The organism is Methanoculleus chikugoensis (genome assembly GCF_019669965.1).
In the GTDB taxonomy this organism is placed as follows: Archaea; Halobacteriota; Methanomicrobia; order Methanomicrobiales; family Methanoculleaceae; genus Methanoculleus; species Methanoculleus chikugoensis.
Window position 1 is genome coordinate 810,040 of sequence record NZ_AP019781.1, and the last position, 26,047, is coordinate 836,086.

Genomic DNA, 26,047 nt, shown 5'->3' on the forward strand with positions numbered 1-26,047 from the left:
CGGGGTACTATGGGTTCACGAGAAAGCGTACGACTGTGTAATGGTGTTCTTCACGCCATGTCTGTCGCGGCATATTGACGGTGTGGATTCCCGGATCCGCGACACGACAAAAAAAGGATGAGGGCCGTTACGACAGACTGGTCGAGATGATACGCTGGTTAAGCGTCGACAGGATCTGGCCGTTCGGTCCCTTGTTCTCACCGATGTACATGCGCGTGTTGAGTTGGCTGGTTGTAACGCCGGTTCGCCCGATTGGATCGCCGGTATACTTGATCCAGTTGTGGTCGATGTAGGCCCCTGTTTTGGGGATCCCCCGGACGGCAATACAGTAATCGGTTGTGCTGATAGCTTCGAACGTGTTGTGATGGATGATCAGCCTGTCGCCGGCGACGTTCCCGGATGCCGTACTTACTCCGTGCATGTCAACCACGTGTGCATTGTTACTCTTCGGGAAGTTGTACCCGAACAGGTTGTATCGCACCTCGTATCCGTTATCGACATGACCGTCACCCGCGATTGCGTGCCGGCAGTAGTCGAAGTAATTCGCTTCGATCAGGGATACTGCGCCATTGGCCACGACGATACCATACCCAACGCCAGATCTCTGACAGTGGTGTATGTTGTTGTGGTGGAAGTATCCGCCGTTCTTCATGTCGGATCCCCCTCCTGTGCCGTAGACCGCGATGCCGGCACCGCTCCAGCCCCAGATCTCACAGTTGTCAACTTCCATCTGGTAATTTGTCTGGATCCCGCACCTTAGATCCGAAGCACTCGTGGTCTTATCCGGCCCTTCAATACGCAGGCCGGTGAATTTCGTCCCGGCCCCGGAGGGTTTGAATAAGGGCGGCCAGTACTCGGAGGGGCGATTGTCATTGGCGAGCCTGTTCTGGAAGATCCGCCCGCCTGCAGCTCCATCCTCACCCCGGTTGCTCGCAATTGTCACCCCGGTCGGCACCCGGACGTTGAAGTAGCCGCTCATGTCGATGTTCGCGTTGCCTTCGACATAGATGATATCTCCGGAGCGTGCACTCTGCAGGGCAGAGAGGAGTTCGCTCCGCGTATCGACGATGAACTTCACGCGGGGGTCGTTCCGGCTGATGATGTCCGTATACCCGTCACCTCCGCCGATGGGGTTTCCGGTCGGGTTTGCACCCGCTCCATACTCATCGCCGGGAGTCGGCACTGGAGTCTGGGTCGGCTTTGGTGTCGCCGTTGCAGTGGGCGTCGGCGTCACGGTCGGCGTCGCTGTGGGCGTGGGTGTCGGTGCTTCGGTTGCAAACTCGACATACGCCATGTCAACCCAGCCGGTATCCATGGTTATCTGGATCGTGTGCTTACCGGCGGTGAGGGGTATCTGCACCGTGATGGGAGCAAACGTGTACCAGTCGCCCGTGTTGGGCGCGTCGACCGTAGCGACCTTCTTCCCGTCCACCAGAACCGAGAATGACTTCCCGTCTTCCGTAGTGCTGGTGTAGAACGTGGCAACATAGGTGCCGGATTCGGCTACCTGCACCTCGGAGAACTGGATCCATTCTCCGGCATAGGTGTGGGAAACAACCGGGACGTTGACGCCGCTCCGCTCACCGATATCGACGTCGGCGCTGTCGGTGCGGTATGCGTAACCGCCCTGGTTGCCTGCTTCGGTATCGTGATACGCAACACCTTCGCCTCCGAAGTCGAAGTCAACGAAGTTGATCCGGCCGGGCATCGCATGCGCCTTGTAGGGCTTCGGCACGTCGGAAGGATCTTCCGTCGGCGTGGGAGTCGGTGTCTGAGTCGGAGTCGGTGTCGATGCGGCCTTCGAGACCGTGATCTGCTCGCTGCAGACGTTGTTCGTCTCGTCGCTTTCGGCGATCCGGCCGGCATCGTCCACGGTGGCTTTCACGGTGTGCGTGCCTTCGACGGCCGTCCAGGTTGCACCGGCTGATCCGCCGCTCGCGGTCAGGGTGACCCAGGACCCGGGGGCGATCGATGCCGTGTGGGTGTCAGACCAGACGCTGGATCCGGCGCCGCCGTCATCGAACGTGAAGAGGACGCTGTGCTTCACACCCGCAGGTGTGGGGACGTCGCCCTGGTTCTTGATCGTAGCCTGGAGCGTCACTGGACTTCCCGATGTTGGCTTTTTCGGCTTCCAGGAGATATCAGTCACCACGAGGTCCGGCTTTTCGGAGGGAGCCGGGGTAGGATTGGATACTCTTACTTCAACGGGGCTGTTCAGAGCATAGGTTCCGGCCTGAATGACCACGCTGCCGTTACTGACGGCCTTCATTGCGGCCTGTATGACTTTACTGTCATCGATTCCTGCTGTTCCGTCGCTGATGATCTGTCCGTCGCTGCCTTCCGCAAGGACCTTCGTATCGTCGATGTATACCGCGACATCATACGAACCCTGGGGGGTCTGGTCCTGGGCTGCCAGTGCTGGTGCGGCCATAGCAAGCACCACGGACAATGTCAGTACCAGAAACTGGGTTTTTTTCATGCATCATCTCCGTAGAATGCCCTCTGGAGGCCGATGCAGCCCCAGAGGATTCATAGAGGGTAGCCCCTCAGTAGTATATTCTTAAGGTCTTATATTTATTTATTTCTTTATCAATATCGTTGATTCTATGGCACAAATAGTTTAAATTATCTATAATATTCTCGATTTTCACATAATGTTCTGCTTTAATAGAATTTACATTATCAACAATAATTATATATTACTCTTGGTGGTGCTGGTGACCGTGGCGTTACACACGTTTCTGGTGAGCTGGTGTTCTATACGACATTCCGCCTGCCGGACTTGTTATACTTCCAAAATGAGACGATATCCGCGTTTCCTTTGGCAAACCAATGTTCAGGGTGGATTGCAGGACTTTTGAGATCATCGCACTCCCCAAAAAATATATACTAAGCGGTGTGGCTTCTATCATCGAGTGCCTGCTGGAGAGTTGCTGCAAAGCAATGGTCAACATACGGGCACCGAATATCCCAAATCCGGTTAGATATTGTTCAGATGCGAAAAACTCAATACCACGCTATAACATGCATGCAGGGGGGTTGATTAGTATGTATCGCTTGATGCCGAACGATGTCGATTTTGTCCGTGGTTGCAGGGAACCCTTTGAAAGGAATTGCCTTTCCACCTGCAAACACATTGGCTGCATATACTCTCCGGGAAGCGATACACAGGAGCGAATCGGGGATGTAACCCCATACAGCATTCGTTTTTACCCCCGCCGTACTCTCCATACCCTGATACAGCGCAGGAAGTCGGATGTGGTTTCCTACTACGGCCTTCTATTCCTGGTACACCTGACCGGTTATCAGTCGTTTTTTGAGGAGGCTCTTCGATGAGGTTATCACCTGCACCTGCTCGAACCGTTGAACGAAATCGTTTTCATTCGGAAGACCCTTCCGGTAATCCGGCGAGGCACCCTTCTACCCGCACTGTTGTGGCTATGCCGGCCTACAATGAAGAGAGGTATATTGCCAAGACTGTTATGGGGGCCCGGCAGTATGCCGATATTGTCCTCGTGGTCGATGATGGATCGGAAGATGACACAGTGCCGATTGCCAGAGCGCTTGGTGCCCTCGTCATACAGCATGAGGTCAACCGCGGTTATGGCGGGGCTCTTCAGACAATCTTCGACACAGTGCGGAAAATCGGGGCGGACGAGCTTGTCATCATGGATTCCGATGGTCAGCATGATCCCCGGGACATCGAAAACCTCCTGAGGAAACTTCGCGAGGGGAACGATGTTGTCATAGGCTCCCGGTTTATCAAGGGCGCAAGAGGGGACATCCCGGCCTATCGAAGGGTCGGGATGAAGGTCCTCGATACCGCCACACAATACGCAAGTGATATGAATATTACCGATTCACAGAGTGGATTCCGGGCATACGGAAAACGAGCGATCCAAACAATCCAGCTCGGCGGGAACGATATGTCGGCAGGTTCGGAGATTCTCATTCAAATCGGCGCTCAGAATCTTAAAGTTGCGGAGGAACCTATTCGGGTTCGCTATGACATTGAGAACACTTCGTCACAAAATCCGTTCATTCACGGGTTGTCCGTTCTCAATGCAATTATCAAACTTGTCAGTTGCAAGAAGCCGATATGGTTCTTCGGCATGCCCGGACTGTTATTAACCATAGCCGGGGTTTTTGTGGGGTTCATGGCTTTTTCGGATTACTACATCACAGCAAGATTTCCATTTGCGTTCTCGATGGTCAGTGCTCTCACCCTCATCATGGGGATGCTCCTGATCACATCCGGTCTGATCCTCAACGCCCTGGTAGAGATTATGAAGGCATCGAAGAACCTGAAATCATCCGGTTCCCCTAAACAGGAGTCTCCACCATTGCATGCCGGGACGGATGAGAACCAATTTGAAAAGGTGACAGAAAGTCATGATCCTTGTCCCTATTGTCCGGCTGATCCGGAAGACTTTTCAAAGTACTGAGGTCTCCATGCAACGAAACGGCCTCACGCGAAAGACGCGAAGGAGCATTCGAGTTCGTCACTCCGCCCGCACGCTCGCCCCGGAGTTCCTCGCCCGCGTGAGCAGCACCGACCCCCCCTGCTCGCCGAGCACCTCCCTCGCCGCCCGGGTCACATCCTGCATCCCGGAATCCCCGACGGCGTAGACCGTCGGCCCGAACGAACTCAGGCCCGCTCCGGCGGCGCCGGCCTGCACCGTCGCCTCGAGGAGCGAGGAGATGACCGGGTGCTGCAGGCCCACCTCGACCTTCTTGAACCCGAGCGACTGTGTCCGGTTGATCGCCGAACCGAAGAGGTCGAGGTCGTGCTCGACGAGGCCCGGGATCATCCGCATGAGCACCTCGTGGCAGACCTCCCGGACTTCGTCGAGGGGAACCGGGCAGTGGGTGCGGAAGATATCGACCTCCCCTCTCCCGTGCGCTCCTGCGCCTACCTGCGGCGTGACGAGCAGGATGCGCCAGTCCTCCGGGAACCGGTGCCGGGCGAGAACCGGCGGGGGCGCGACGCCCCGCGACGCCGCCGAGGGGCGGAAATCATCTTTGCCCCCGGGAGAGCCGAACCGGTGCCCGCCGTCCAGGATGAACCCCCCCTGCTCGAACGCCGCCGTGCCGATGCCGGAGGTCCCGCCGCGCCCGACGACCTTCGCAAGATCGCATACGGAGACGTCCCGCTCGTAAAGCCGGCAGAGGGCGGCGGCCGTGGCGAGAGCAACCTGCGTCCCGCTCCCGAGCCCGGCGTGATGCCGTGCGGCGGCATGCAGGGCGATCTCCGCGCCCCCGGGAAGTCCGAGCGTCTCCTTCGCCGCCCGGGCCGCATCGGCAACCCTGCGGCGCGACTCCTCGTCGCCGCCGCGAACCTCGATCCCCGCGGCTTTCCGTGCATCGAGCACGCACCCCGGCTCGTCGAGGGTGACCCCGACCCCGCCGTCCACCCTGCCGGACGCGCCGTTCATGTCGAGCAGGGTGATGTGGATCCTTGATGGAGCATCGACGAGCACCCTGATCTCGTCGGTGAACGCCGTGCAGGGGAAGATCTCCTCGATGGCGATCAGCGGCTCTTCGCGGTGGATGATCCGGTACTTCCGCGAGAGCATCGGTTCGCACCGGTGGACGTTGAACGTCCGGGCAAGATCCGTGCCGGCACGGACGACGCGGGCGTCGGTGATCTCCCGGCGCGACTCTATCCGGTGGCGGCGGAGAATCCTCCCGATGGGAATATCGGCCCGCATGAGATCCTGCCTGAACTCCGGTTTAAGCCGCCGGAGCGGGGTGCAGGAGACCGCGTAGATGAGCACTTCTCCCGTTACGCCGTCTTTCAGTTCAACGACGCGGTAGTTGACCTCGTCGCCCTGCTCGATATCGAGTGCCGCCGCCGCCTCGGTATCGGCGCCGACGACGTCCTGTACCAGGGTGGTGATGGTGACGGGGTGGCCGGTCGCCATCTCGAGCAGGCCGGTCACCGACCCGTCGGTTCCGATGAGAACCTTCTGCATCGGGGAGAGCCTTCCCACGCCCTGCTCGATCTCCCGTATCTTCTCGACGATGCTGTCTGCCGTCAGGGGTTCCATATCCTTGGGTAGCGTTGTACATGGGGACTACAAAAAGGTGGTGCCAAAAGATCCGCCCTTCTCAGGGGCGGCTCACGGCGAAAAGAACAGGGAGAGGAAGTCCGGCGCTTCTATGAGCCCGAACGAGCCCTTTGCCGCCTCGCGCTCGGAGAACGCGGAGACGTCGTCCCTCCCCTTCCCGAGCACCGCGAACGGCACCGGGTCTGCTGTGTGGGTCTTATACCGGATCGGCGTCGGGTGGTCGGGGAGGACCGCGACGGTCGTGTCCGGGCGGTCGAGGACGATCCCGATCGCCTCGTCGAGCCGCTCGATCGCCCGCACCTTCTCCTCGACGCTCCCCATGTGCCCGGCCTCGTCGGGGGCCTCGACGTGCATGTAGACGAAGTCGAGGCGGTCGAGGGCGTCGACTGCGTACCGTGCCTTCGCCTCGTAGTCGGTGTCGATGAACCCGGTGGCGCCGGGAACGTGGATCACCTCCATCCCGGCGAGGCGGGCGATGCCGCCGAGAAGATCGACCGCGGAGATCACGCCGCCCACAAGGCCGTACTTCTCGCGGAAGGGCGCGAGCGACGGCTTCTTCCCGCCGCTCCACGGCCAGATATCGGTTGCAGCGGTCTTTCCGTCCTCGCGGCGGCGCCGGTTGACCGGATGATCGACAAAGACCTTGCGTGCCCGCTCCATGCAGTCGAGGAGGAGTTCGGCGTCGCCTCCGCGCGGGAGGAACTCTGTGACCGGCTGACCGACGATGTCGTGGGGCGGGGTGGTGACGGCGCCCCGCGCGCCGGGAACGGTCATCAGGTTCCGGTAGCTGATCCCCGGGTGGACCCGGACATCGCCGAGCGCGGCAGAGAGGCTGCGGAGGAGCTCGGCGCCCTCGGCACTCGAGATGTGCCCGGCGTTGAAGTCCTCCATCACGCCGTCGCGGATCGCGACCAGGTTGCACCGGTAGGCCATCTCGCCGTCCCCGAGATCGATGCCCATGCTGGCCGCCTCGAGCGGCCCCCTCCCGGTATAGGAGGTGCGGGGGTCGTAGCCAAGGATCGAGAGGTTCGCGACGTCGCTCCCCGGCTCGAATCCCCCCGGCACCGTCCGGAGCATCCCGCACCGCCCCTCGCGGGCGATCCTGTCCATATTCGGTATCTCTGCGTACTCGAGGGGTGTCCTGCCCCCCAGTTCGGCAAGCGGCTCGTCCGCCATGCCGTCCCCGAGAATGACGACGTACTTCATGTAAACCCTGTGCAAGTCCTGGTAATCCCTGATCCGGGGGCGGCGTGCCCCCTACCCGAGCATGGCGCGGACCGCTCTCCGGACGCTCTCTTCCGACGTGGTTCGGCACCGCCACCCGAGACCCTTGAGTTTCTCGACCGAGAGCTGCATCTTCGGCACGTCGCCGACCCAGCCGCGCGCTCCGCCGGTGAACCGGTAGCGGACGCCGGAGAGGCCCATCTCCTCCGTGACGATATCGGCGATCCTGACGACGTCGATCCAGTCCTCGGAACCGATGTTGAAGGTGTTCGCCGGATCGTGCGAGTGCTCGATCCCGAACTGCACGGCACGGACACACTCTCCGACCTCCAGGTAGGATTTCGTCTGCCTGCCGTCGCCGAGGATCTCGAGCTCCTGCGGGTTCTCGCGAAGTTTCCGGATGAAGTCGGTGATGACCCCATGCCCGCTCCGCTCGCCGATGATGTTTGCAAACCGGTAAACCCAGGACGTCATCTCAAACGAGTGGCAGTACGACGATATGAGCGCCTCGCAGGCGAGTTTCGTCGCACCGTAGACGGATATCGGTTCGAGCGGCGTATAGGTCTCCGGCGTGGGGATGACGGCGGCATCGCCGTAGACGGTCGAGGTCGAGGTGAAGACCAGTTCCGGAACGCCGTGCGCCCGCATCGCCTCGAGCACCCGGTGCGTCGCGACGATATTGTTCCTGATCTGGGAGTCCGGGGTCACGGCGCTCTGCCGGACGTCGGGGTCTGCGGCGAGATGGTAGACCCGGTCTGCGCCGGAAAATCGTTCCTGCCACCCGTCGTCGAGCAGGTTTTGCCTGACAAGGGCGACCCGCCCGGCTGCCGCGTGGTGCGCGAGGTTCGTCTCGGTGCCCGCACTGCAGTCGTCGATGACCAGCACGTCGTCTCCCGCCGCGACCAGCGCGTCGACGACGTGCGAACCGATGAACCCGGCACCGCCCGTTACGATAGAGAACATCATAGAGTAATCTCCCTCTCATGCTATAGGATTTACTTATGGGTGGAGCGGGGAGACGCCCTCTCTATCCGGCACGAGCGGGGGAGTTCAACCCGGAGAAAAGTTAATGTGCGCACGCCGTTCACTCCACGATCCGGTACCTTCGTTCGGGGCAGATTTTTCATGATTGCCTCCGACATATGATGAATCACAAGGAGTTGTCCGATTGAGAGAGGCATGCACCCATTGCAGATCCGGCCGGTTTTCCGTCGCCGTCAGCCTGCAGAGCCGAATTTTTGCGTTCGTCGATAGCCCGAGCGGAGCCGGACGATGAGCCTGCGCCCGGATGATATACGGGAACACGCCGGGATCTATCTCCGCGGCCTCGCGATGGGGGCCTGCGATATCATCCCCGGTGTCTCTGGGGGAACGATCGCCCTCATCACCGGGATATACGAGCGGCTGGTCGGAGCCATCGGCAGTGTCGACCCTGCCTCGGTAAAACACCTCGTCCGGGGGGACTTTGGGTCTCTCAGGGCAGACATCGAGAAGATCGATCTTCCGTTCATCGTCGTCCTCCTTGCCGGTATCGGCACCGCCTTCCTCCTGATGTCCGGGGTGATCCTTACCCTCCTCACCGACCACACGGTAGCGACCTACTCCTTCTTCCTCGGCCTGATCATTGCTTCTGCGGTCGCGATATTCTTTGAGATCCGCTCCCCGAACGCGGCCACCGTCGCCTACCTCGTCGTCGGGGCCGGCGCCGGCTACCTCCTCGGGGGCCTCGGGAGCTTCGACGCCGGCCACTCCCTGCCGGTCCTCTTCCTCACCGGGATGGTGGCTCTCTGCGCCATGATCCTCCCCGGGATATCGGGAGCCTACATGACCCTTGTTCTCAACCAGTACGAGTTCATGCTTGCGGCGCTCCGCGCATTCTTGCTTCCCGAGATCCTGGCCTACATCGCCGGCGGTGTTGCAGGCCTCCTCCTCTTCACGAAAGCCCTCAAGTACCTCCTCGCGACCTACCACGCGGCGATGCTCGCTCTGCTCACCGGCCTGATGCTCGGTTCGGCTCGGATGCTCTGGGATACAGGAGCCGCGGCCGGAGATATGGTGGGTGGCGGCTGGGTCTTCTTCCTTGCGGGACTTGCCGTCGTCGGCGCGTTTGAGTACGTAAAGAGGCGCTACCAGGTCGGCACGGCCTGATTTACGCCTCTTTGCATGGAGCGATCCAAAAACTTACTTCCCCCGGAGGGTGCAACGGAATATATCATGTTCATCGGCATCGACCACGGCACCACCGCGATGCGCTTCTCAAGCGGGGACGCGGAGTTCAAGATCTCCCGGGAAGAGGCGAGAGGCTTCTCGGCCGACGATCTTGCCCGACTCGCTCCGCTCGACGAGATCGAGGGTATTGCCGTCTGCTACTCGATGGGCGACGGCATCTCGGCCATCACCGGGATTGAACGAGTCAGGAACCGCGGTGTCATCTCACGGGAAGGTGCCGGCAAGCACATCGGCGGCGGCACCAGGGTCTACGACGCGATCGAGGAGAGCGGTCTTCCCGCCGTCGTCATCCCCGGGCTGCACCGCGCATCGCCGACCGACCCGCGGTTCAAGGCCTACTCCCACCAGTCGAGCCCCGAGAAGATCGGGATCCTGTATGAGGTCGTGCACGACCTCGGGGACGACGTCGTGGTCTGCGACGCGAGTTCGAACACCGTCACCCTCCTCGTGACCGCCGGAAGGATCACCGGTGCGTTCGACGCCTGCGTCTTCGCGCCCGGCACCCGGCACGGCGCCCTCGACGTGGATGCCATCCGCCGGATCGACCGGGGCGAGTCGACGGCAAACGACGCTTTTCTTCACGCAGGCGTGAATTACACGGTGCCTTCCGATCTGCGGACGGAGACGATGGCCATGTTTGCCGCGATGGAATGCGCCTCGATGCTTCTCCTCAACCCCGGTGCGAACGTCGCCCTCGCCGGCTCCATGGCGCCCGCCATCGCGCCGCGGGTGAAGAAACTCCTCTCCCGTAACGTCACCGTCTACGACGAGTGGTGCGCCTCCCGGGGGCTCGCCCGGATCGCCTGCGATGTCTTCTCGGGGGCAACCGATATCCTCGGGCTCGCGGTTGAGCGGTAGCCCCCGCCCGGGCAGACCGGCGGGGGCCGAACCTCCTGTTTCCTACTCTTTTAAGTGACGTGGTGTCGTATAGTGGATTGAATAGAGGAGAGGCCGGAACCATGCAGCAGGAATGCCCCAGTATCGCCGATCTCATGCTCCTGATGACGTCGCGTCTCGAAGAGACGGCGCGCACGCTGGATCAGGTAAATGCCGGCCGGCTTCTCGAAGAGATTCTCAGTGCAAAACGGATATATCTCGCGGGAGCCGGACGCTCCGGCCTTGTCGCGCGGGCGTTTGCCCAGCGGCTGATGCATCTCGGGTTCGAGAGTTACGTCATCGGTGAGACGATCACGCCCGCGTTCGGCCCGGAAGACGTCCTCGTCGCGTTCTCGGGTTCGGGAGAGACCCGGTCGGTCGTGGATGCGTGCGAGACCGCCCGGGAGATCGGGGGGAAGATCTGTCTCGTCACCTCGACGGCTGACTCGCGTATCGGCCGCATGGCAGATTGCGTCGTCGAGATCGGGAACAACCGGCTCAAAGATGCGGATATCCCGCACGACTTCGAGATCCGCCAGCTCACCGGACAGTACCGATCGGTCTCCGGATCGTTCGCCCCGCTCGGGACACTCTTCGAGACCGTGGCGCTGGTCTTTTCGGATGCGATCGTCTCGGCTCTCATGGAAGTCCGGCACTGCACCGCCGAGGATCTCAGAAGCCGCCTTGCAAACGTCCAGTGATCGGCGGCAGTCTCGTCTCCCGCGTCTCCTCATCCGGCACCGGCAAAAATTATCACCTCCGGGGGGCAACAGATGTTCCGGCCCGCCCTGTTGAGTGCCGGGTATTTATATTATTAATCATTAAGATTTAAAGGGGGTTTTTGTTTGAGAGAGTTACGCATTCACGGCAGGGGTGGTCAGGGTTCCGTGACCGCCGCCGAACTCATTGCTTACGCTGCATTTGAGGGAGGTGTCTTTTCCCAGGCATTCCCGGCCTTCGGTGTAGAGCGCCGGGGCGCCCCGGTTCAGGCGTTCGTCCGGTTCAGCGACGAGAAAGTACGGCTGCGCAGCCAGGTCTACGAACCCGATTACATCATCGTGCAGGACCCGACCCTGATCGGGGATGTCGACGTCTTCAACGGTATGAAAGCGGGCGGAATTGCCATCATCAACACCGAGAAGTCCGATTTCGATTCCCACGTTCCGGAGGGCGTGAAGGTCTACACCATCGATGCGACCACCATCGCGCTCGAAGAACTCGGTGTGCCCATCACCAATACAACCCTGATGGGCGCGTTTGCCGCTGCCACCGGCGAGATCAAGCTGGAGCCGCTGGAGCATGCATTGCGGAGCCGGTTCTCCGGGAGCATGGCCGACAAAAACGTCAGGGCGGCGGAACGCGCGTACAACCAGATCGGGGGTGCCGCATAATGGCGCTACGGGTCGGCTGTGTCGCGCCGCCGGGGAAAGCGCTTGACAACAAGACGGGCGCCTGGCGGGTCTTCAAACCGGTCTTTGATCCCGAGACATGCAGCCGGTGCGGCATGTGCGCCCTGGTATGTCCGGAAGGGTGCGTCCGCGAGACCGAGGAGGGCACGTTCGAGCCCGATCTCGACTACTGCAAGGGCTGCGGCATCTGCGTAGAGATCTGCCCGAAGAAAAGCATCCGGATGGAAAAGGAGGAGAAATAATGCTGGAGTTTATGGAAGGGTCGCATGCGGTGGCCGAGATCGTGAAACGCTGCCGCCCGCAGGTGATCGCAGCCTACCCGATCACGCCGCAGACGCACATCGTCGAAGACCTCGCCCAGATGGTGGCGAACTGCGAGATCGATGCCGAGTACATCACGGTCGAGAGCGAGTTCTCGGCCCTCTCCGCCTGCCTCGGTGCGAGTGCGGCGGGCTCCCGGGTCTATTCGGCGACGACGTCCCAGGGGCTTGCCCTGATGTTCGAGGTCTGCTTCAACGTGGCGGGGATGCGCCAGCCGATCGTGATGACGATCGCGAACCGCTCGCTCGGCGCGCCGCTCTCGATCTGGAACGACCAGCAGGACTCGATATCGCTGCGTGACTCGGGGTGGCTGCAGTTCTACGCCGAGGACAACCAGGAGACCGCCGATCTCCACCTGATCGCCTACAAGGTCTGTGAAGATCACGACATCCTCCTTCCGGCGTTCGTCTGCTTCGACGGCTTCATCCTCACGCACACCTTCGAGCCGGTCGCTCTTCCCACCCAGGAAGAGGTGGACGCCTATCTGCCGGCCTTTAACCCGTACCAGCGGCTGGACGCGGAAAATCCGCTGAGTTTCGGGATGTATGCGACGCCCGAGTACTACACCGAATTCCGCTACGAAGTCGACCGGGCGATGCAGCGTGCCAAACAGGCATTCGTCAAGGCCGGGCGCGAGTTCGGCGAGCAGTTCGGGCGGGACTACTCCGCGCTCGTCGAGGGCTACCGGCTCGAGGACGCCGATACCGCGCTCGTTGCGATGGGCTCCATCTGCGGCACTGCAAAAGACGCCATCGACGAGATGCGCGAGCACGGACGAAAGGTCGGGCTCTTAAAGATCCGGATGTTCCGGCCGTTCCCGGCTCAGGAGATTGCGGATGCCTTGAAGGGTGTCTCGACGGTCGCGGTGCTCGACAAGAACATATCGCTCGGCAACGGCGGGGCGGTCGGCACCGAGGTGAAGGCGGCGCTCTACGGCTCCGGCATCTCCGTGTACGACTACATCATCGCCCTCGGGGGGCGCGACGTGCGCAAACGGGACATCGCCGCAGTCGTCGATCTCGCCGAGAAAGGAGAAGGAGATATGTTCTATGGACTACGGACGGAGGTGCTCTGAATGGCCGAAGTAGAGGGAGGAGGGTGCGAGCTCTTCTCGGCCGGGCACCGGGCGTGCGGAGGGTGCGGCCCGGCGCTTGCGGCCCGGCTCCTCCTCAAGGCGACCGGAAAGAACGTCATCATCGCTGCCGCGACGGGGTGTATGGAGGTCTTCTCGACGCCCTACCCGGAGACGGCCTGGGGCGTCCCCTGGATCCACTCGCTCTTCGAGAACCCTGCAGCGGTTGCGTCGGGCATCGAGGCCGCGCTGAAGCGGCAGGGACGAACGGAGAAGGTCGTCTGCATCGGGGGCGACGGGTCCACGCTCGATATCGGGGTGCTCTGTATCAGCGGCGCCTTCGAGCGCGGTCATGACATCACCTACATCTGCTACGACAACGAGGCCTACATGAACACGGGTATCCAGCGGTCGGGCGCGACACCCTACGGTGCGAGCACCACGACGAGCCCGGCCGGGTCGTGTTCGCTCGGCAACCCGCGCCCGAAGAAGGACATGCCCGCGATCCTCGCCGCACACGGCGCGCCCTACGTCGCGACCGCCTCGATCGCCTACCCGAACGACTTCGTGCAGAAGGTCGAGCGGGCGATCAACACCCCCGGCCCCTGCTACATCCAGGTGCACACCCCCTGCTGCACGGGATGGGGCTTTGAGTCCGGCGAGACGCTCAACATGGCTAAACTCGCCATCGAGACCGGTCTCTGGGTGAACTACGAGATGGTCGACGGCCGGGTGGAGAAGGCGAAGAAGGTACGGCGGAAACCCGTCGAGGAGTACCTCGCAAAGCAGAAGCGGTTCCGGCACCTCTTCAAGCCCGCCCGCCGGGACGACGTGATCGCGCAGATTCAGGCGATCGCCGACTCCAACGCCGAGCGGTTCGGGATCGACATCAAGCGAAAAGAATCGTCAGAATAAAGTACAGCCCGAAGAGAACCATGGCGAGTCCGCTCGCCTGCACCACTTTTTTGTAATGGGGGCCGAGAACGTTCGCTCCCCGCGCGACTGCGAAGGCAAGGAGCCCGAGCCAGACGATATCCGCGCCGATATGCCCGACGTAGAACTCGACGAACGCCGGGTGGAGCGCGAGAAACCCGACGCCGAACGTGAGCCACCAGACCCACCAGTAGGGGTTGCCGAGCGTGCAGGCCAGCCCGAGGGCAACCGGTGCCCGGGTCTCCTCCTTCACGATGACACTCTCTCCCGCACGGAGGAACTGCACGATGCCGAACGCGATCAGAATACCTGAGCCGAGAAGGGCGATGAGGTCGATGTGCGGAACGTCGCGCACGCCGAAGGCTATGGCCGCGACCATGGCGGCTTCGGGGATGCCGTGCCCCGCGACCAGCCCTGTGACGAACCGCCCGGGCTGCCGCGACCCGAGGCCGAGAACCGAAGCGGTCATGGGGCCGGGCGAGGCGGCCCCGGAGAACCCGATCAGGAACGATGCGGCGACGATCTCGATCATTCGCCCTCCTTCCTCCGCGAGATGACGAGGGGAAGGATCAGGACGAGCGCGACCGCGAGCCAGATGGTGCCGAAGGTGGTGAGCAGGATCTCGCGCTCGGGTGTGTAGAAGCGGACCTCCACGACGCGTATCCCGTCCCAGGCGACCTCCGTTGTCCCGTTCGGCCCGGTGGAGATCACGGCGCCGGGGCTGACCATGCCGATGAGCGGGTTTCTGACGTCGAAGCCCCCGGGCAGGTCGACGGTCACGGCATACGGTGTATCGAAGGCCGCGACAAGGCGGTTATCCCTCACGGGAGCCCGGTAGGTTATCGTGTAGTTCCCTTCCGGGAAGGTGATGACGCCCCTTCCCGCGTCCTGGTACTCGACCGGGCCCGCGGGACCGAGCACCTTGAGATCCTCGACCTGGAGCGGAACCCGCTCCCCGAGCATTCCCGGTGTCCAGAAGGTGTGTTCGCTCCCCGTGACCGTGATCGAGGCCTCGTAGGCGGTGCCGTCGGGGAGCACCCGGACGGCGGCCTCCTGTGCCGTCGCCGGAGCAGCGATCAGGATCAGCGCAAGGCAGAGAGCAGCGAGGGCAGATCCGCGTCGATCTCGGTGGGGGGCTCGCATTGTCGCACCACTGTTTCGGGATCTTTCAAGAGATGACCGGTCACCACGCAGACGATCCGCTCATCCTTATCGATCAGGCCGAGTTCGGCAAGTTTCCGTATTCCGGCGACCGAGGCTGCCGAGGCGGGTTCGACCCCGATCCCCTCCTTCCTCGCAAGATCGCGCTGCATGGCAAGGATCTCCTCGTCGGTCACGGATGCCGCCGTCCCGCCCGTCGCCCGGATGGCGACGAGCGCCTTCTCCGCGTTCACCGGAGCGCCGATCCGTATCGCGGTCGCGATGGTCTCGGGCGCGGACTCCGGGACCAGCACATCGAGGTTCCGCTCTATCGCTCTCACCACGGGTGCGGAGCCGGCAGCCTGGATGCCGGTCATCATCGGCAGCCGGTCGATGAACCCGAGGGCCTCAAGTTCCCGAAGCCCTTTGTAGACCGCGGAGATGTTGCCCGCGTTCCCGACCGGGAGAACCATCCGGTCGGGCACCTCGCCGCCGAGCTGGTCGATCGCCTCGAACCCGATCGTCTTCTGTCCCTCAAGCCGGTAGGGGTTGACCGAGTTCAGGAGATAGAGGCCGTGGGTGATGCAGAGTTCGTGTACCATCTCGAGCGCCCGATCGAAGTTGCCGCGGATGGAGATGACCCGGGCGCCGTGCATCAGCGCCTGGGCAACCTTCCCGAGAGCGACTTTTCCTGCGGGCAGGAGAACGACGCAGGGGACGCCGGCCTTCGCTGCGTAGGCGGCCAGGCTTGCGGAGGTGTTCCCGGTGCTCGCGCAGGCGACGCTCGTCATCCCGAGTTCGCAGGCCATGCTGACGCCCACGGTCATGCCGCGGTCCTTGAACGAACCGGTCGGGTTCATCCCCTCGTGTTTTGCGTAGAGTTCGGGGAGGCCCAGTTCCTTGCCGATGGTTTTCAGGTGGTAGAGCGGGGTGCCTCCTTCCTGGAGGGAGACCGGTTCGCCCCGAACCGGGAGGAGTTCACGGTAGCGCCAGACGGAGAGGGGGCGCCGGTTCCATTCGTCACGTGAGACGTCGATGCCGTCCATGTCGTATTCGACGGTCAGCAGGTGTCCGCAGCGGTTGCACGTATAGATGATCTGGTCCGGTGAGTAGATTGCACCACAATGAACGCAGACGAGACGGTACATAGTAGAGGATCGTTGGTCGCGCGGATACGTATAGATATGCCATGGTTCCGGGAAGGTTCGGCTTACTGCCGCCGCTCGGGCCGGACGCGGGAGACGAGCATGAAGAGCAGCCAGAGGACGGGGGCGGCGACGAGCGCGAGGGATCCGAGTTCCTCGACCGGGATGTCGGTCACGAACGGCGCGACGGAGAACCCGGCCGCCGCTATGACGAGTACGATGGTGAAGGCTGCAGGGCGCACCTCAAAGGATCCCCGGCTCCGGACACGCCCGGCCACCCGCCGCCGGGAGAAGGGATAGAGCCAGGCGACCCCGGCCGGGGTGCAGGTGTCCTCCACGAGGTGAAGAATGCACCCTGCAAAGAACGCGCACCCGAACGCCGGAAGGAGCGCGAGGGAACTCCCGAGCCAGGTGAGGATGAGCGCCAGGTAACCGGAGAGGACGAGCGCTGTCAGCGCGACGCCCGAGAACGAGTGGAGCAGCCCGCGGTGCCTGTGCCGGTAACTCTTCCGGAGGAGGAGCATGAAGACGAGGGAGAGCGGGTAGTAAATGAGATACCTGATGGTATAGCCGAAGACCGGAAGCACCACGGCAAAACCGTTTACGACCTGCCCTCTCTTCCCTTTCGCACCGGCAATTCTCCCGTTGAATATCGCCGCATCGACGGCGTCTGCGTCCGGGGCAAGCGATCCGACGAAAACACCGAAGAGGAGGACGGCGATCACAGGCGGGTCGATGGTGGTGGCCCAGGGAGCGATAAGGAGCGCTGCCGTGGCGAGACTGAGCGATACGTGCTGGTCACCCCGCATGGGAAATCTCTAAAATTTAGAGAGCAGTCTGTGATAAAGGTCACTTCTGCGGTCTGAAAGTGAAGGAAGTGTGGATTGTGCCTCATGAACCGCCGCCGGATCGACCTCGACGGTGAGGGCCTCTTCTCCGGCCCCGCACCGGCCGATGACGGTGCCGTCCGGATCGGCGGCGAGCGACCCCCCGCAGCAGGGCGCGCCCGGCCGGCCGGCCGTGTTGATCCCGGCCACGTAATACCGGTTCTCGAGAGCCCGTGCGGGGAGCAGGGTCTCCCAGTGAGAGAGCCGGGAGCAGGGCCATGCCGCCGGGACCAGCATGCACTCGACACCGGCTATGGCGTAGATCCGGAAGAGTTCCGGAAACCGCAGGTCGTAGCAGACGGCAATCCCGAACTTCGTCCCGTCGACGGTGAACGTGGCGATCCGGTCGCCTGCGGTGTAGTATCGATCCTCCCCCTCGGGAGAGAAGAGGTGGATCTTCGCGTAGGCGGCGAGGAGTTCTCCGTCTTTATCGAGCACCACGACGGTGTTTTTCGGGAGACATCCTTCTCCCGCCTCGACGATCGACCCTGCGACCGCGATACCGTTCTCCTGTGCTATCCGCGAAAACGCAACAGTGAGCGGGCCGTCCAGGGGTTCGCCGGAGCCCGGCGGGATCTTCGGCGACCATCCGGTTACGAACTGCTCGGGAAAACAGATGAGCGATGCTCCCGCCGCTCCGGCCTCCCCGGCCATCCGGCCGGCCGCCTCGAGCATCTCCGCAGGGCTGCCGCGGCCTCCGGTGATCTGGGCAAGCGTTATCTTCGTCATTCTTGAGACGGGCTCGCGTCCCGGCCCCGGCAGGAGAAGATGAGCATGGCGGCGCCGAGGACGACGAGCACGGCGAGCGCCACCATGACGTACGGGGCGAACGGGATAGCGACAGCGAACATCTGCGCCGCGATCAGGATCCCGCCTGCAATGATGCAGGTGCTGATCAGGGCGGCTCCGGGAAACGTAAGATCGTGTGTCATGCAATACCTCCGGTGAGTATGGGGAAGGCGGTTCTGATGCCGATGATGATGAACTGGACTGCGATCGCGATGAGGAGCATCCCCATCAACCGGTTGACGGCGCGGTATTCCCGCTGGCCGATGCGCCGGACGATGATGTCGGCATTCCGCATCATATAGTAGGTGATCCAGATGGCCGTAACGGCAGCGAGCGGCACGACGGCGATTGCGGCAATGTTCATGCCCGTCGCGCCGTTTGTGGCCATCGCCTCGTTCATCAGCACGATTACGGAGGTGATGGCACCGGGCCCCGCGATCATCGGGATTGCGAGCGGCATGACGGCGATGTCGTCTGCGTCCTGCCCTTCGTACTTCTCGGTAGCCGTCATCTTCGTCCGGGAAGTCTTGGCGTAGACCATGTCCATGCCTATGCCGAAGAGGAGGATTCCGCCTGCGATGCGGAATGCCTCGATGGAGATGCCGAAGAGCTGCAGGATCCAGCCCCCTGCAAAGGTGAAGAGCAGCAGGGTGATCAGGGCGAAACGGGTTGCGTCACGGGCGACCCTGAGTTTGGCTGCCTGGTCCATTGTGCCGGTGAGGGAGACGAAGATCAGGGTTGCTGCAAGCGGGTTCACTACGATGAGGATCGAAGAGAAACTCAGCAGCACAAAACTCAGGAGATCCACCATTTATAGTCTGATATTTGGTTGGTTCGATATTAGCACTTGTGGTTTTGGGGGAGGAAGGCCGATCTGTTGCTCCGGAAATCCTCTTTTGTGAAGAATTTTTCCAACGAAGGGGGCCGGCGGTGCGGGGTTATTCTTTCGAGGGCTTTTTTCGTGGTCCGGGTGGTTTGTGGTGTGATGGGAGGTGGTTGATATTCAACGGCCACAACGAGGAAGAAGCCCGGCGCGGTGGACTGTGAGGACTGCGTACCTGACGATTTTCTTTGGTTGCGTCTGGCACGGATTTCATGGAGATATCGCCATTGGGGGTGGGGCTGACGGGGAGGGGGCGTGCCCCCTCCCCTGTCTCTCCCTCATATGTCTATCTGCAACCCCCACCCCGCCCGGCCTCCGGCCTCCTCATTCGCACCTACGGTGCTTAAACTCCTGCTGTTCCAGCAGTCGTTCCCCGCCCCAAGGGGCGGGGGCAGTGCGTGGCGATAGCCACAGTAAAGCCGTGCACGGGCTGCGTGAGGTGCGATGGTTCGTAAGTGCAACTGCCGTCCCGGCAGGGGTTTAAGCATAGAATGGTGCGAGGGTGCGAGTCTTTTCCGGTTCACTGTGTCGTGGTTTCTCCCACTATGGCGGTTTCGCATTTCGTCATGCGCGCTTGCATTCGCAACATGAAGATTACGAATCTTCACCCCCAGATGAGAAGCACCCCCGGTATCGAGATGACTCTGATCACCTGAGGAGCGCCCACAGCAAAATCCCCGCGCACCGCTACGCAACAAAATCTCCAAGAAAAAGAAACGGCTCCCGCCGGACTCCGGCGGCTCTGCCGTTTACTCGTAGAGAACGGGCTCGTCGATCCGGGAGTAATCGACCAGTTCGCCCGGTGCGAAGTGAATGCCGAGTTCGCGGGCGGCGCTCTCGGGGGAGTCGGAAGCGTGGATCACGTTCCGCCCGATATCGAGCGCGAAGTCGCCGCGGATTGAACCGGGTTCGGCCTCCGCGGGGTTGGTGGCGCCGACCATCCTGCGGACGACCGCGGCGACGCCCTTCCCCTCCCAGGCCATCAGGAAGCAGGGTCCGCTCATGATGTAGGCCTTAAGGCCCGGGAAGAAGGGCTTCTCCAGGTGTTCGCGGTACTGCTCGACGACCCGCTCCTCGGGGAGGAGTTCGAGTTTCGCCCCGACGAGTTTGAGGCCCTTCGCCTCGAACCGGGAGACGATCTCCCCGACGAGCCCGCGCTGGACGCCGTCGGGTTTGACCATCACGAAGGTGCGGTCCATGCCGATCACTCTTTACCGCGGGCTTTCCGTCCGGCCGCAGTCCACTCGACGCGGCGCGGCACCCGGCCGAGCCTGTAGTTGTTCTGGCACTTGGTGCTGCAGAAGTAGTAGATGGTTCCGTCCTTCTTGACGAACATCTTGCCGGTTCCGGGTTCCAGAACCTCTCCACAGAACGTGCAGACGTACTTGTCGACCATGGTTACCGCCTCGAGAGTTTCTTCGCTTCACGTTCGGTCTCGAGCAGCGAAAGGATGTCTCCCTCCCTGATCGGGCCCACCGTGTTGCGGGTGATGATCCGCCCCTTGTTCGGACCGTCGAGAACCCGGCACTTGACCTGCTGGGCTTCGCCATGCATCCCGGTCATGCCGATGATCTCGATAACTTCTGCGGGCGTTCCGTCGTTTGCCATGATTTATCCCTCACTCTCTCAGTGCAGCAATCTGCTTCGCGATCTCCTCGACGAGGTCCTTTGCCTTGCCGGACTTGACGATCGCGGCGGCTGCCGAGCCGACCTCGAGGCCGCTCGCGGAGCCGATGTCGTTCTGCTTGGAGATGTAGACGAACGGGATCTGCTTCTCCTCGCAGAGCAGCGGCAGATGCATCACAATTTCTTCTGGCTCAACGTCCGCACCAATGAGAACCAGCTGGGCAATGTTCCGCTCGACTGCTTTCGTTGCCTCGTTGGACCCCTTCTTCACCTTGCCGGTGTCTCTTGCGATCTCAAGGGCTTCAAGGGCCTTATTCTGGATCTCTTCCGGAATCTCGAATTTTACGTATGCCTTTGCCATAACTCACCTCTTTCGGGTGCAGCCCTCTGCTGCTCCGTCATCATTCATCAGTAGCGTAGCTGATCGAATGCGCTGTATTATGTCAATAAGAGGAGTGATAAAGGTTTGTCATTCTCCTCCCTTTTCAGGGGTAGGATTCCGCTGTTTTCGCACCGGCCCGCATGGACGTCGTCGCAGACGGTTTATGCAGGGATCCGGTAGATCTGGACTCCCTGCGCGTCGTAGATGAGTTCGAGCGCATCCGTCGGGATCGAGACGGCATAGCGTTCGCGCTCTGCCGCACCCACGTAGAGCAGGGTGGCGTCGTACGCCCGCGCAAGATCGACGGTCCGGCCGGGCTGCTCGTAGATCGCCCGCACGTCGGCGCTTCGCTCGCTGATGCGGCCCTCGTCGCCCCGCCACATGTACTCGTGGAAGGGCATCCCGATGACGGCCGGGATTCCGGTGAACGACGAGACCCGTGAGTAGTAGGTGTAGTCGCCGCCCTCCGCCTCGACGATGACGTGGTCGCCGGGGAGGGTTCGGAGGAACGCGATCGCCGCCGCGTCTCCGGGATGCGAACCTTCGAGGTATGCCGCCCCGTCGAGAGTATGGCTCCCGTAGCCGAAGTCGACGTTGATCGCGAAGGGCGCGGCGAGGAGGAGCACGGCGGCCAGCACCGGGAGTGCCTTCTCCATCCGGGCGGAAACGTGCCGGTCGATCCCGGCGCCCCGGAGCCACTCCCCGACGACGGCGAGGCTTGCCGTCCCCATCAGGAACCACGCGGGAAGGTAGAACTTGAAGACCGTGTTCATACGGAAGTAGGTCTCTCCCATGTTGTCCACGAGGTAGATGAGTTCGGTGACGAGGACGATCGCAAGCCCGAGCATGGCAAGCGTATCGATGGCCGAAAAGCGGCGGCGGGCGGCGAGGTAGACCAGCGGAACGGCGGCGATGGCCGCTGCCGGGTAGCCGGCGAGCACGAACGGGACCGCGGCGAGCAGGAGGTAGGGGCGCCTCCGGATATCCGGAGCGCAGTACGCGATCAGCACCGCGAGAAAGAACCCGTGAACCAGGAGAAACTCCACCGGTGCGGAGGGCGTGGGGACGATCGCAACTCCCGCGACGCCGGGGCTGTTGAGCTGCAGGTAGAACGGGAGATACGTCAGGATCGCGAGCGGCGGCACCGTTGCAAGCACCATCCAGGACTTCAGGCTGTCCGGTCGAAGATTCCCGTAGCGCCACCATATCAGGAGGCCGAAGACCAGCGTGACCGGGGCATAGACCAGCACGTCCCAGGAGTTGAACCCGGGCATCGACCCGAGGGAGAGGGCGGCGAGCCCGCAAAGGAGCGCCCGCCCCCGCATGGAGAGCGTTCCCCACCGCAGGTAGGCGAAGACCAGGAGAAAGAGCAGGAACCCCTGGTTGAAGAAACTCATGACGTGCGGGTGCACGTCGCCCCAGAGCATCGAGAAGATGGGGTACTCGTTGATGGTGTTCTCGATCGTCCGGGTGCTCCCCCAGAGGACGTCGAACCAGGCGTCCCCGATCAGGATATGATAGATTGCCGAAAGGTTCGGGAGGAAGAGCGCAACCACCGGGAGCCACCGGTAACGGTCGAGGAGGAGGTGTCCGAGGGCGTAGAACGCAACGACGGCAAGACCGAGCACCGTCGGGAGTACGAGGTTGAAGGCGACCGTAGAAGGCACGCCGGATACAAGCCCGAGCGCTCCCCCCGTCCAGTAGCCGAGGTAGTAGTAGACGTCCAGCGTCCCTCCCGCGTACCAGGGATCGAGCGGCGGGACGGCGGGCGCCCGCATGATCGAGGCGAGGATCGCATGGTCCATGAACTTCTCGGCGTAGGAGATGCTCGGGTTGATCCAGCGCACCTCGAGCATGAAGAGGAAGGGGAGCAGGAAGGCGAGGTCCCAGGTGAGCGCCGACCGCAGCCGCTCCCGCGTGAAGAACCGGCGCGACCCTGCGTACGCGATTGCGACCGCAAACGGCAGAATGGCGAGCACGATCGGAAGGCCCGTCAGTCCCAGGTACCACGTACCGAGCGTGAAGAGGAGGATCGATGCCGGGTATGCCGCGGCTGCCGAGAGGTTGCCGAGGGTGCGGTCGAGTGCCGGCCAGACGGCGAGATGAAGCATCTTGACGACGAGAAGCCAGAGCAGCACGGGAACGATAAACTCAACCGCCAAACGTATCCTCCGTCTCGATCTCCCTGTTGAATGCTCTTTTCAAGAGATTCATCGACCAGTCGCCGAAGTAGTAGATCGACCCGACGCCCCCGACGAGCGTGACCAGGTTCTTGATCAGGTGGTCGATGACCGCTATCAGCGTTGCCGTGGCCGCCGGGGTTCCCGCGATCCCGAACGTCAGAGCAAGCGCGAGTTCGTAAGTGCCCACTCCTCCCGGGGTGATCGGAACAGCCTTGACGAGGTTGCCGATGACGATCGCGAGGACGACGATGCCGAATGGAACCGGCGCCTGGAACATCAGGACGACCGCGTAGCAGACCAGCACATCGACGAGCCATATCAGGAGCGATGAGCCGCTGAGCACGGCGAGGGCCCGGGGATTGAGGGAGGCCCGTTTCACTTCGTCGAGCATCCTCTGGATGGCGGCGATAATCCGGTTCCCCGACTCTATCCTGCCCGACCGGAGAAGCACGGCGAAGAAGACGCCTCCTGCGGCGAGGGGGACGACGATGACCGTGATGAACCAGTCGGGTACGTCGAGTACCGCGAGGACGAACGGGAGCGCGACGGCACCGAGCACCGCGACCATCAGGATATCGAAGACACGCTCGACGACGAGGGACGAGAACCCCTGCGAGTAGGTGGCGTCATCCTCGTGCTTCAGGATGAGCATCCGCACGAAATCGCCGAGACGCGCAGGGACGATGAGGTTCGCCGTCTGGGAGATGAAGATGCAGGCGGTCGAGAACCAGAGGCCTTTCCTGATGTCGAGCCCCTGCAGGATGAACCGGTACCGGTACCCCCGGAGGATCCAGGCAGTGACGCAGATCCCGACGGCGGCAAAGAGGAACGGCAGCACCGCATGTTCGAGCGTCAGCAGGAGGTCGTCCCATACGCGGTAGAGCATGTAGGCGACGATTCCGACCGCGATCAGGGTGGGGATGACGACAGCGCTAATTTTTTTCCACATGGAGGCGCCACCAGAGGCGAAGAATCGCCGATCCCATCTCAACTACGTCTTTCCTCCGTACCGTCGTCCCCTCGCCCTGCCGCCATTGCACGGGGAACTCCTGTATCCGGTAGCCGTTCTTCTGCGCCCGAACCAGCACCTCGGTGTCCCAGAACCAGTGATCTGCGGTCACCGACGGGATCAGGGAGAGAAGGCGGTCACGCCGGAACGCCTTGAACCCGCACTGGTGATCGCAGAGCGAACTTCCGAGGATCGTCCTGACGAGCGTGTTGTAGCCGCGGCTCGCGATCTCCCGCCCGCCGCTCCGTACGATGACGCTCTCGGGAAGGAGGCGGGAGCCCGTTGCAATGTCGTTGCCGTTGCGGATGGCGTCAACCAGTTCGGGGAGGTGCCGCATGTCGGTCGCGAGATCCACGTCGTAGTAGCAGACGATCGATCCCAACGCCCCGGAAAATGCACGGTTGAGCGCCCGTCCCCGCCCGAGCCGCTCGTCGGAATGGAGCAGGCGGATACGGGGATCGTTAGCCTCGCGCTCCCTGACGAACTCGGTGCTCCCGTCGGTGCTCCCGTCCTCGGCGACGATCAACTCGAACCTCCCCGGAGCGATCGCCTCCAATGTTTCGAGCGACTGTGGTATGGCGGTTCTGAGCGCTAAAAGATCGTTGTAGACCGGAAGAACGGCGCTCACCTCGATCTCACGCATCCGGATACCTCGCGAGAACCCTCTTTGCTACTTCCTGCCCGGCAACGACCGAACCGTTCATGCTCCGCTCCGGGTAGTTCGGAGGGCTGAACATCCCGGCGAGGAAGAGTCCGTGCTCTTCGTAGTCGGGCAGGCGGTTGCGGAGCCCCGTCGTGTAGACCGGGCCGGCATACGGGTCGACCGCGAGCCGGTGCCAGTGCACTTCGTCCTCGTCGACGGAGAACCGGCGGCAGAAGTCGGCAAGCATCGACTGCTCGAATCCCTCCGGGAGCCTGCCGGTGAAGTAGGATGCAAGGTAGACGATATGCTCGCCGTACCACTCGAACGGAGCGAAGTTGGTGTGCGAGACCACCGCACCGTAAGGAGCCGCATCCTTCATGTTCAGCCAGTATATGCCGTCGGTCACGTCCCTGTCGAGTGCGAGGGTCATGCAGGCGGCGCCCTGATAGGGTATTTCGGCGATATCGAGACCGGCAAGGTCTGCAGTCACCTGCGGGGGGAGCGTCGATACGACGGCGTCATACGATCTTCCGTTGACGACCCATTCGCTCCCCTCCCGCTGGATCTCCTCGACGGGAGTGTCCGGCAGGATCGAGGCGCCCCGTCGTGTCGCCTCTTCTTCGAGCCGCGCAACGAAGTGCCGGAAACCCCCTTTCAGGTATCCCAGGCGCTCACCCCCGGCACCCCGGTCGGATCTGATGGCGATACGGGATATGAGCCAGGCGGCGGAGACCTCACCGGAGCGGTCGCCGAACTTGCTCTTTAAGAGCGGCTCGAAGAACGAGGAGTATATCCCGGAACCGAGGTTATCCAGGATGAAATCCTTGGCCGTGATCCCGTCGAGCGCCGAGACGTCCAACCGGCGGGAGCGCAGCGTCAGCAGCCCGAGGCGGGCCTTTTCCATGAGAGTGAGATGGGGGTAGCGCAGGATCTCGGTCGGGGTGGTGAGCGGGTGGATGGTTCCGTCGACGTAGTAGCCGGTGGAACCTCGAAGCCATACCAGTCGATCCGCCACCTGCAGCGTATCGAAGAGGTCGAGCAGGGCGGCATCGCCGGCGAAACAATGGTGGTAATACTCTTCGATCCAGTAATCGCCGATCCGGTACGAACCGAGGCAGCCGCCCGGAACGGGCCTTTGCTCAAAGAGATCTACCTGGTGTGTCCCGGCGAGTTCGAGAGCCGAGACCAGACCGGACAGACCTCCCCCCACAACGCAGATCTTCAT

27 protein-coding genes are annotated in these 26,047 nt (G+C 62.2%); 8 read left to right on the forward strand and 19 right to left on the reverse strand.

What is annotated here, in order from left to right; genetic code table 11:
- Positions 1 to 127 precede the first annotated feature (127 nt).
- The gene (locus MchiMG62_RS04205) at positions 128 to 2,479 is read right to left on the reverse strand and encodes a carbohydrate-binding protein (protein WP_221058020.1); all 2,352 of its coding nucleotides are present in this window, start codon (positions 2,477 to 2,479) and stop codon (positions 128 to 130) included.
- A 961-nt stretch (positions 2,480 to 3,440) separates the two neighbouring features.
- Here MchiMG62_RS04205 and MchiMG62_RS04210 point away from each other — a divergent pair.
- Positions 3,441 to 4,445: a glycosyltransferase family 2 protein gene (locus MchiMG62_RS04210; RefSeq protein WP_221058021.1), complete on the forward strand. Its 1,005-nt coding sequence runs from the start codon at positions 3,441 to 3,443 to the stop codon at positions 4,443 to 4,445.
- 57 nt (positions 4,446 to 4,502) lie between these two features.
- Here MchiMG62_RS04210 and MchiMG62_RS04215 read toward each other — a convergent pair whose 3' ends face one another.
- From MchiMG62_RS04215 to MchiMG62_RS04225, 3 genes are all read right to left on the reverse strand, one after another.
- Positions 4,503 to 6,050: a beta-ribofuranosylaminobenzene 5'-phosphate synthase gene (locus MchiMG62_RS04215; protein WP_221058022.1), complete on the reverse strand. Its 1,548-nt coding sequence runs from the start codon at positions 6,048 to 6,050 to the stop codon at positions 4,503 to 4,505.
- 72 nt (positions 6,051 to 6,122) lie between these two features.
- On the reverse strand, positions 6,123 to 7,277 hold the full coding sequence (locus MchiMG62_RS04220) for a cofactor-independent phosphoglycerate mutase (RefSeq protein WP_221058023.1): 1,155 nt from the start codon (positions 7,275 to 7,277) through the stop codon (positions 6,123 to 6,125).
- Positions 7,278 to 7,328: 51 nt separating this feature from the next.
- A complete protein-coding gene (locus tag MchiMG62_RS04225) occupies positions 7,329 to 8,261 on the reverse strand; it encodes an NAD-dependent epimerase/dehydratase family protein (RefSeq protein ID WP_244987794.1) in 933 nt (310 codons plus the stop codon).
- A 306-nt stretch (positions 8,262 to 8,567) separates the two neighbouring features.
- On the opposite strand from MchiMG62_RS04225, the gene MchiMG62_RS04230 reads away from it, so the two are divergent.
- The 7 genes from MchiMG62_RS04230 (at position 8,568) to MchiMG62_RS04260 (ending at position 14,117) form a co-directional block, all read left to right on the forward strand.
- Positions 8,568 to 9,443: a DUF368 domain-containing protein gene (locus MchiMG62_RS04230; protein ID WP_221058024.1), complete on the forward strand. Its 876-nt coding sequence runs from the start codon at positions 8,568 to 8,570 to the stop codon at positions 9,441 to 9,443.
- A gap of 66 nt (positions 9,444 to 9,509) precedes the next feature.
- Positions 9,510 to 10,382 (forward strand): methanogenesis marker 12 protein, encoded by an 873-nt coding sequence (locus MchiMG62_RS04235; protein WP_221058025.1) that lies wholly within the window; start codon positions 9,510 to 9,512, stop codon positions 10,380 to 10,382.
- A 101-nt stretch (positions 10,383 to 10,483) separates the two neighbouring features.
- Positions 10,484 to 11,101, forward strand: coding sequence for a 6-phospho-3-hexuloisomerase (gene hxlB / locus MchiMG62_RS04240; RefSeq protein ID WP_221058026.1), 618 nt, complete (start codon positions 10,484 to 10,486; stop codon positions 11,099 to 11,101).
- Positions 11,102 to 11,245: 144 nt separating this feature from the next.
- The gene (locus tag MchiMG62_RS04245; protein ID WP_221058027.1) at positions 11,246 to 11,791 is read left to right on the forward strand and encodes a pyruvate ferredoxin oxidoreductase subunit gamma; all 546 of its coding nucleotides are present in this window, start codon (positions 11,246 to 11,248) and stop codon (positions 11,789 to 11,791) included.
- A complete protein-coding gene (locus MchiMG62_RS04250) occupies positions 11,791 to 12,051 on the forward strand; it encodes a 4Fe-4S binding protein (RefSeq protein WP_054848131.1) in 261 nt (86 codons plus the stop codon). The genes MchiMG62_RS04245 and MchiMG62_RS04250 overlap by 1 nt, the downstream gene beginning before the upstream one ends.
- A complete protein-coding gene (locus MchiMG62_RS04255) occupies positions 12,051 to 13,205 on the forward strand; it encodes a transketolase C-terminal domain-containing protein (RefSeq protein ID WP_221058028.1) in 1,155 nt (384 codons plus the stop codon). Before MchiMG62_RS04250 ends, MchiMG62_RS04255 begins: the two co-directional genes overlap by 1 nt.
- Positions 13,206 to 14,117 carry a thiamine pyrophosphate-dependent enzyme gene (locus MchiMG62_RS04260; protein WP_221058029.1) on the forward strand — a complete coding sequence of 304 codons (912 nt, stop codon included), beginning with the start codon at positions 13,206 to 13,208 and terminating at the stop codon, positions 14,115 to 14,117.
- On the opposite strand, the gene MchiMG62_RS04265 is transcribed toward MchiMG62_RS04260, so the two are convergent.
- From MchiMG62_RS04265 to MchiMG62_RS04335, 15 genes are all read right to left on the reverse strand, one after another.
- On the reverse strand, positions 14,092 to 14,667 hold the full coding sequence (locus MchiMG62_RS04265; protein ID WP_221058030.1) for a LysE family translocator: 576 nt from the start codon (positions 14,665 to 14,667) through the stop codon (positions 14,092 to 14,094). The genes MchiMG62_RS04260 and MchiMG62_RS04265 overlap by 26 nt on opposite strands.
- A complete protein-coding gene (locus MchiMG62_RS04270; protein ID WP_221058031.1) occupies positions 14,664 to 15,278 on the reverse strand; it encodes a DUF5803 family protein in 615 nt (204 codons plus the stop codon). Before MchiMG62_RS04270 ends, MchiMG62_RS04265 begins: the two co-directional genes overlap by 4 nt.
- Positions 15,218 to 16,423, reverse strand: a complete 1,206-nt coding sequence (gene thrC, locus MchiMG62_RS04275; RefSeq protein WP_221058032.1) for a threonine synthase — start codon at positions 16,421 to 16,423, stop codon at positions 15,218 to 15,220. The genes MchiMG62_RS04270 and thrC overlap by 61 nt, the downstream gene beginning before the upstream one ends.
- 62 nt (positions 16,424 to 16,485) lie before the next feature.
- Positions 16,486 to 17,229: a metal-dependent hydrolase gene (locus tag MchiMG62_RS04280; protein WP_221058033.1), complete on the reverse strand. Its 744-nt coding sequence runs from the start codon at positions 17,227 to 17,229 to the stop codon at positions 16,486 to 16,488.
- A 9-nt stretch (positions 17,230 to 17,238) separates the two neighbouring features.
- A complete protein-coding gene (locus MchiMG62_RS04285) occupies positions 17,239 to 18,036 on the reverse strand; it encodes a nitrilase-related carbon-nitrogen hydrolase (protein WP_221058034.1) in 798 nt (265 codons plus the stop codon).
- Positions 18,033 to 18,239: a hypothetical protein gene (locus MchiMG62_RS04290; RefSeq protein WP_221058035.1), complete on the reverse strand. Its 207-nt coding sequence runs from the start codon at positions 18,237 to 18,239 to the stop codon at positions 18,033 to 18,035. The genes MchiMG62_RS04285 and MchiMG62_RS04290 overlap by 4 nt, the downstream gene beginning before the upstream one ends.
- Positions 18,236 to 18,907, reverse strand: coding sequence for a MarC family protein (locus MchiMG62_RS04295; protein ID WP_221058036.1), 672 nt, complete (start codon positions 18,905 to 18,907; stop codon positions 18,236 to 18,238). The genes MchiMG62_RS04290 and MchiMG62_RS04295 overlap by 4 nt, the downstream gene beginning before the upstream one ends.
- 821 nt (positions 18,908 to 19,728) lie before the next feature.
- Complete coding sequence (ndk, locus tag MchiMG62_RS04300; protein ID WP_074370498.1) at positions 19,729 to 20,178, reverse strand: nucleoside-diphosphate kinase; 450 nt, start codon at positions 20,176 to 20,178, stop codon at positions 19,729 to 19,731.
- A 5-nt stretch (positions 20,179 to 20,183) separates the two neighbouring features.
- Complete coding sequence (locus MchiMG62_RS04305; protein ID WP_054848180.1) at positions 20,184 to 20,375, reverse strand: 50S ribosomal protein L24e; 192 nt, start codon at positions 20,373 to 20,375, stop codon at positions 20,184 to 20,186.
- Positions 20,376 to 20,377: 2 nt separating this feature from the next.
- Complete coding sequence (locus tag MchiMG62_RS04310) at positions 20,378 to 20,587, reverse strand: 30S ribosomal protein S28e (protein WP_011843564.1); 210 nt, start codon at positions 20,585 to 20,587, stop codon at positions 20,378 to 20,380.
- A 10-nt stretch (positions 20,588 to 20,597) separates the two neighbouring features.
- On the reverse strand, positions 20,598 to 20,966 hold the full coding sequence (gene rpl7ae / locus MchiMG62_RS04315) for a 50S ribosomal protein L7Ae (RefSeq protein ID WP_221058037.1): 369 nt from the start codon (positions 20,964 to 20,966) through the stop codon (positions 20,598 to 20,600).
- A 182-nt stretch (positions 20,967 to 21,148) separates the two neighbouring features.
- Positions 21,149 to 23,149: a Chlor_Arch_YYY domain putative glycosylation protein gene (locus MchiMG62_RS04320; RefSeq protein WP_244987795.1), complete on the reverse strand. Its 2,001-nt coding sequence runs from the start codon at positions 23,147 to 23,149 to the stop codon at positions 21,149 to 21,151.
- On the reverse strand, positions 23,139 to 24,119 hold the full coding sequence (locus MchiMG62_RS04325; RefSeq protein ID WP_221058038.1) for a lysylphosphatidylglycerol synthase transmembrane domain-containing protein: 981 nt from the start codon (positions 24,117 to 24,119) through the stop codon (positions 23,139 to 23,141). The genes MchiMG62_RS04320 and MchiMG62_RS04325 overlap by 11 nt, the downstream gene beginning before the upstream one ends.
- Positions 24,103 to 24,822, reverse strand: a complete 720-nt coding sequence (locus MchiMG62_RS04330; protein WP_221058039.1) for a dolichyl-phosphate beta-glucosyltransferase — start codon at positions 24,820 to 24,822, stop codon at positions 24,103 to 24,105. The genes MchiMG62_RS04325 and MchiMG62_RS04330 overlap by 17 nt, the downstream gene beginning before the upstream one ends.
- Entirely contained in the window at positions 24,815 to 26,047 is a 1,233-nt protein-coding gene (locus MchiMG62_RS04335) for an NAD(P)/FAD-dependent oxidoreductase (RefSeq protein ID WP_221058636.1), read from the reverse strand. The genes MchiMG62_RS04330 and MchiMG62_RS04335 overlap by 8 nt, the downstream gene beginning before the upstream one ends.

Excerpts from the sequence above, each read along its gene's own strand:
- MchiMG62_RS04250 (WP_054848131.1), top strand. The coding sequence starts at position 11,791 with ATGGCGCTACGGGTCGGCTGTGTCGCGCCGCCGGGGAAAGCGCTTGAC.
- thrC (WP_221058032.1), bottom strand. The coding sequence starts at position 16,423 with ATGTACCGTCTCGTCTGCGTTCATTGTGGTGCAATCTACTCACCGGAC.
- hxlB (WP_221058026.1), top strand. The coding sequence starts at position 10,484 with ATGCAGCAGGAATGCCCCAGTATCGCCGATCTCATGCTCCTGATGACG.
- MchiMG62_RS04260 (WP_221058029.1), top strand. The coding sequence starts at position 13,206 with ATGGCCGAAGTAGAGGGAGGAGGGTGCGAGCTCTTCTCGGCCGGGCAC.
- ndk (WP_074370498.1), bottom strand. The coding sequence starts at position 20,178 with ATGGACCGCACCTTCGTGATGGTCAAACCCGACGGCGTCCAGCGCGGG.
- MchiMG62_RS04290 (WP_221058035.1), bottom strand. The coding sequence starts at position 18,239 with ATGACACACGATCTTACGTTTCCCGGAGCCGCCCTGATCAGCACCTGC.
- MchiMG62_RS04335 (WP_221058636.1), bottom strand. The coding sequence starts at position 26,047 with ATGAAGATCTGCGTTGTGGGGGGAGGTCTGTCCGGTCTGGTCTCGGCT.
- MchiMG62_RS04285 (WP_221058034.1), bottom strand. The coding sequence starts at position 18,036 with ATGACGAAGATAACGCTTGCCCAGATCACCGGAGGCCGCGGCAGCCCT.
- MchiMG62_RS04205 (WP_221058020.1), bottom strand. The coding sequence starts at position 2,479 with ATGAAAAAAACCCAGTTTCTGGTACTGACATTGTCCGTGGTGCTTGCT.
- MchiMG62_RS04270 (WP_221058031.1), bottom strand. The coding sequence starts at position 15,278 with ATGCGAGCCCCCCACCGAGATCGACGCGGATCTGCCCTCGCTGCTCTC.
- MchiMG62_RS04295 (WP_221058036.1), bottom strand. The coding sequence starts at position 18,907 with ATGGTGGATCTCCTGAGTTTTGTGCTGCTGAGTTTCTCTTCGATCCTC.
- MchiMG62_RS04325 (WP_221058038.1), bottom strand. The coding sequence starts at position 24,119 with ATGTGGAAAAAAATTAGCGCTGTCGTCATCCCCACCCTGATCGCGGTC.
- MchiMG62_RS04210 (WP_221058021.1), top strand. The coding sequence starts at position 3,441 with ATGCCGGCCTACAATGAAGAGAGGTATATTGCCAAGACTGTTATGGGG.
- MchiMG62_RS04280 (WP_221058033.1), bottom strand. The coding sequence starts at position 17,229 with ATGCGGGGTGACCAGCACGTATCGCTCAGTCTCGCCACGGCAGCGCTC.
- MchiMG62_RS04215 (WP_221058022.1), bottom strand. The coding sequence starts at position 6,050 with ATGGAACCCCTGACGGCAGACAGCATCGTCGAGAAGATACGGGAGATC.
- rpl7ae (WP_221058037.1), bottom strand. The coding sequence starts at position 20,966 with ATGGCAAAGGCATACGTAAAATTCGAGATTCCGGAAGAGATCCAGAAT.
- MchiMG62_RS04230 (WP_221058024.1), top strand. The coding sequence starts at position 8,568 with ATGAGCCTGCGCCCGGATGATATACGGGAACACGCCGGGATCTATCTC.
- MchiMG62_RS04225 (WP_244987794.1), bottom strand. The coding sequence starts at position 8,261 with ATGATGTTCTCTATCGTAACGGGCGGTGCCGGGTTCATCGGTTCGCAC.
- MchiMG62_RS04305 (WP_054848180.1), bottom strand. The coding sequence starts at position 20,375 with ATGGTCGACAAGTACGTCTGCACGTTCTGTGGAGAGGTTCTGGAACCC.
- MchiMG62_RS04265 (WP_221058030.1), bottom strand. The coding sequence starts at position 14,667 with ATGATCGAGATCGTCGCCGCATCGTTCCTGATCGGGTTCTCCGGGGCC.
- MchiMG62_RS04310 (WP_011843564.1), bottom strand. The coding sequence starts at position 20,587 with ATGGCAAACGACGGAACGCCCGCAGAAGTTATCGAGATCATCGGCATG.
- MchiMG62_RS04235 (WP_221058025.1), top strand. The coding sequence starts at position 9,510 with ATGTTCATCGGCATCGACCACGGCACCACCGCGATGCGCTTCTCAAGC.
- MchiMG62_RS04330 (WP_221058039.1), bottom strand. The coding sequence starts at position 24,822 with ATGCGTGAGATCGAGGTGAGCGCCGTTCTTCCGGTCTACAACGATCTT.
- MchiMG62_RS04255 (WP_221058028.1), top strand. The coding sequence starts at position 12,051 with ATGCTGGAGTTTATGGAAGGGTCGCATGCGGTGGCCGAGATCGTGAAA.
- MchiMG62_RS04220 (WP_221058023.1), bottom strand. The coding sequence starts at position 7,277 with ATGAAGTACGTCGTCATTCTCGGGGACGGCATGGCGGACGAGCCGCTT.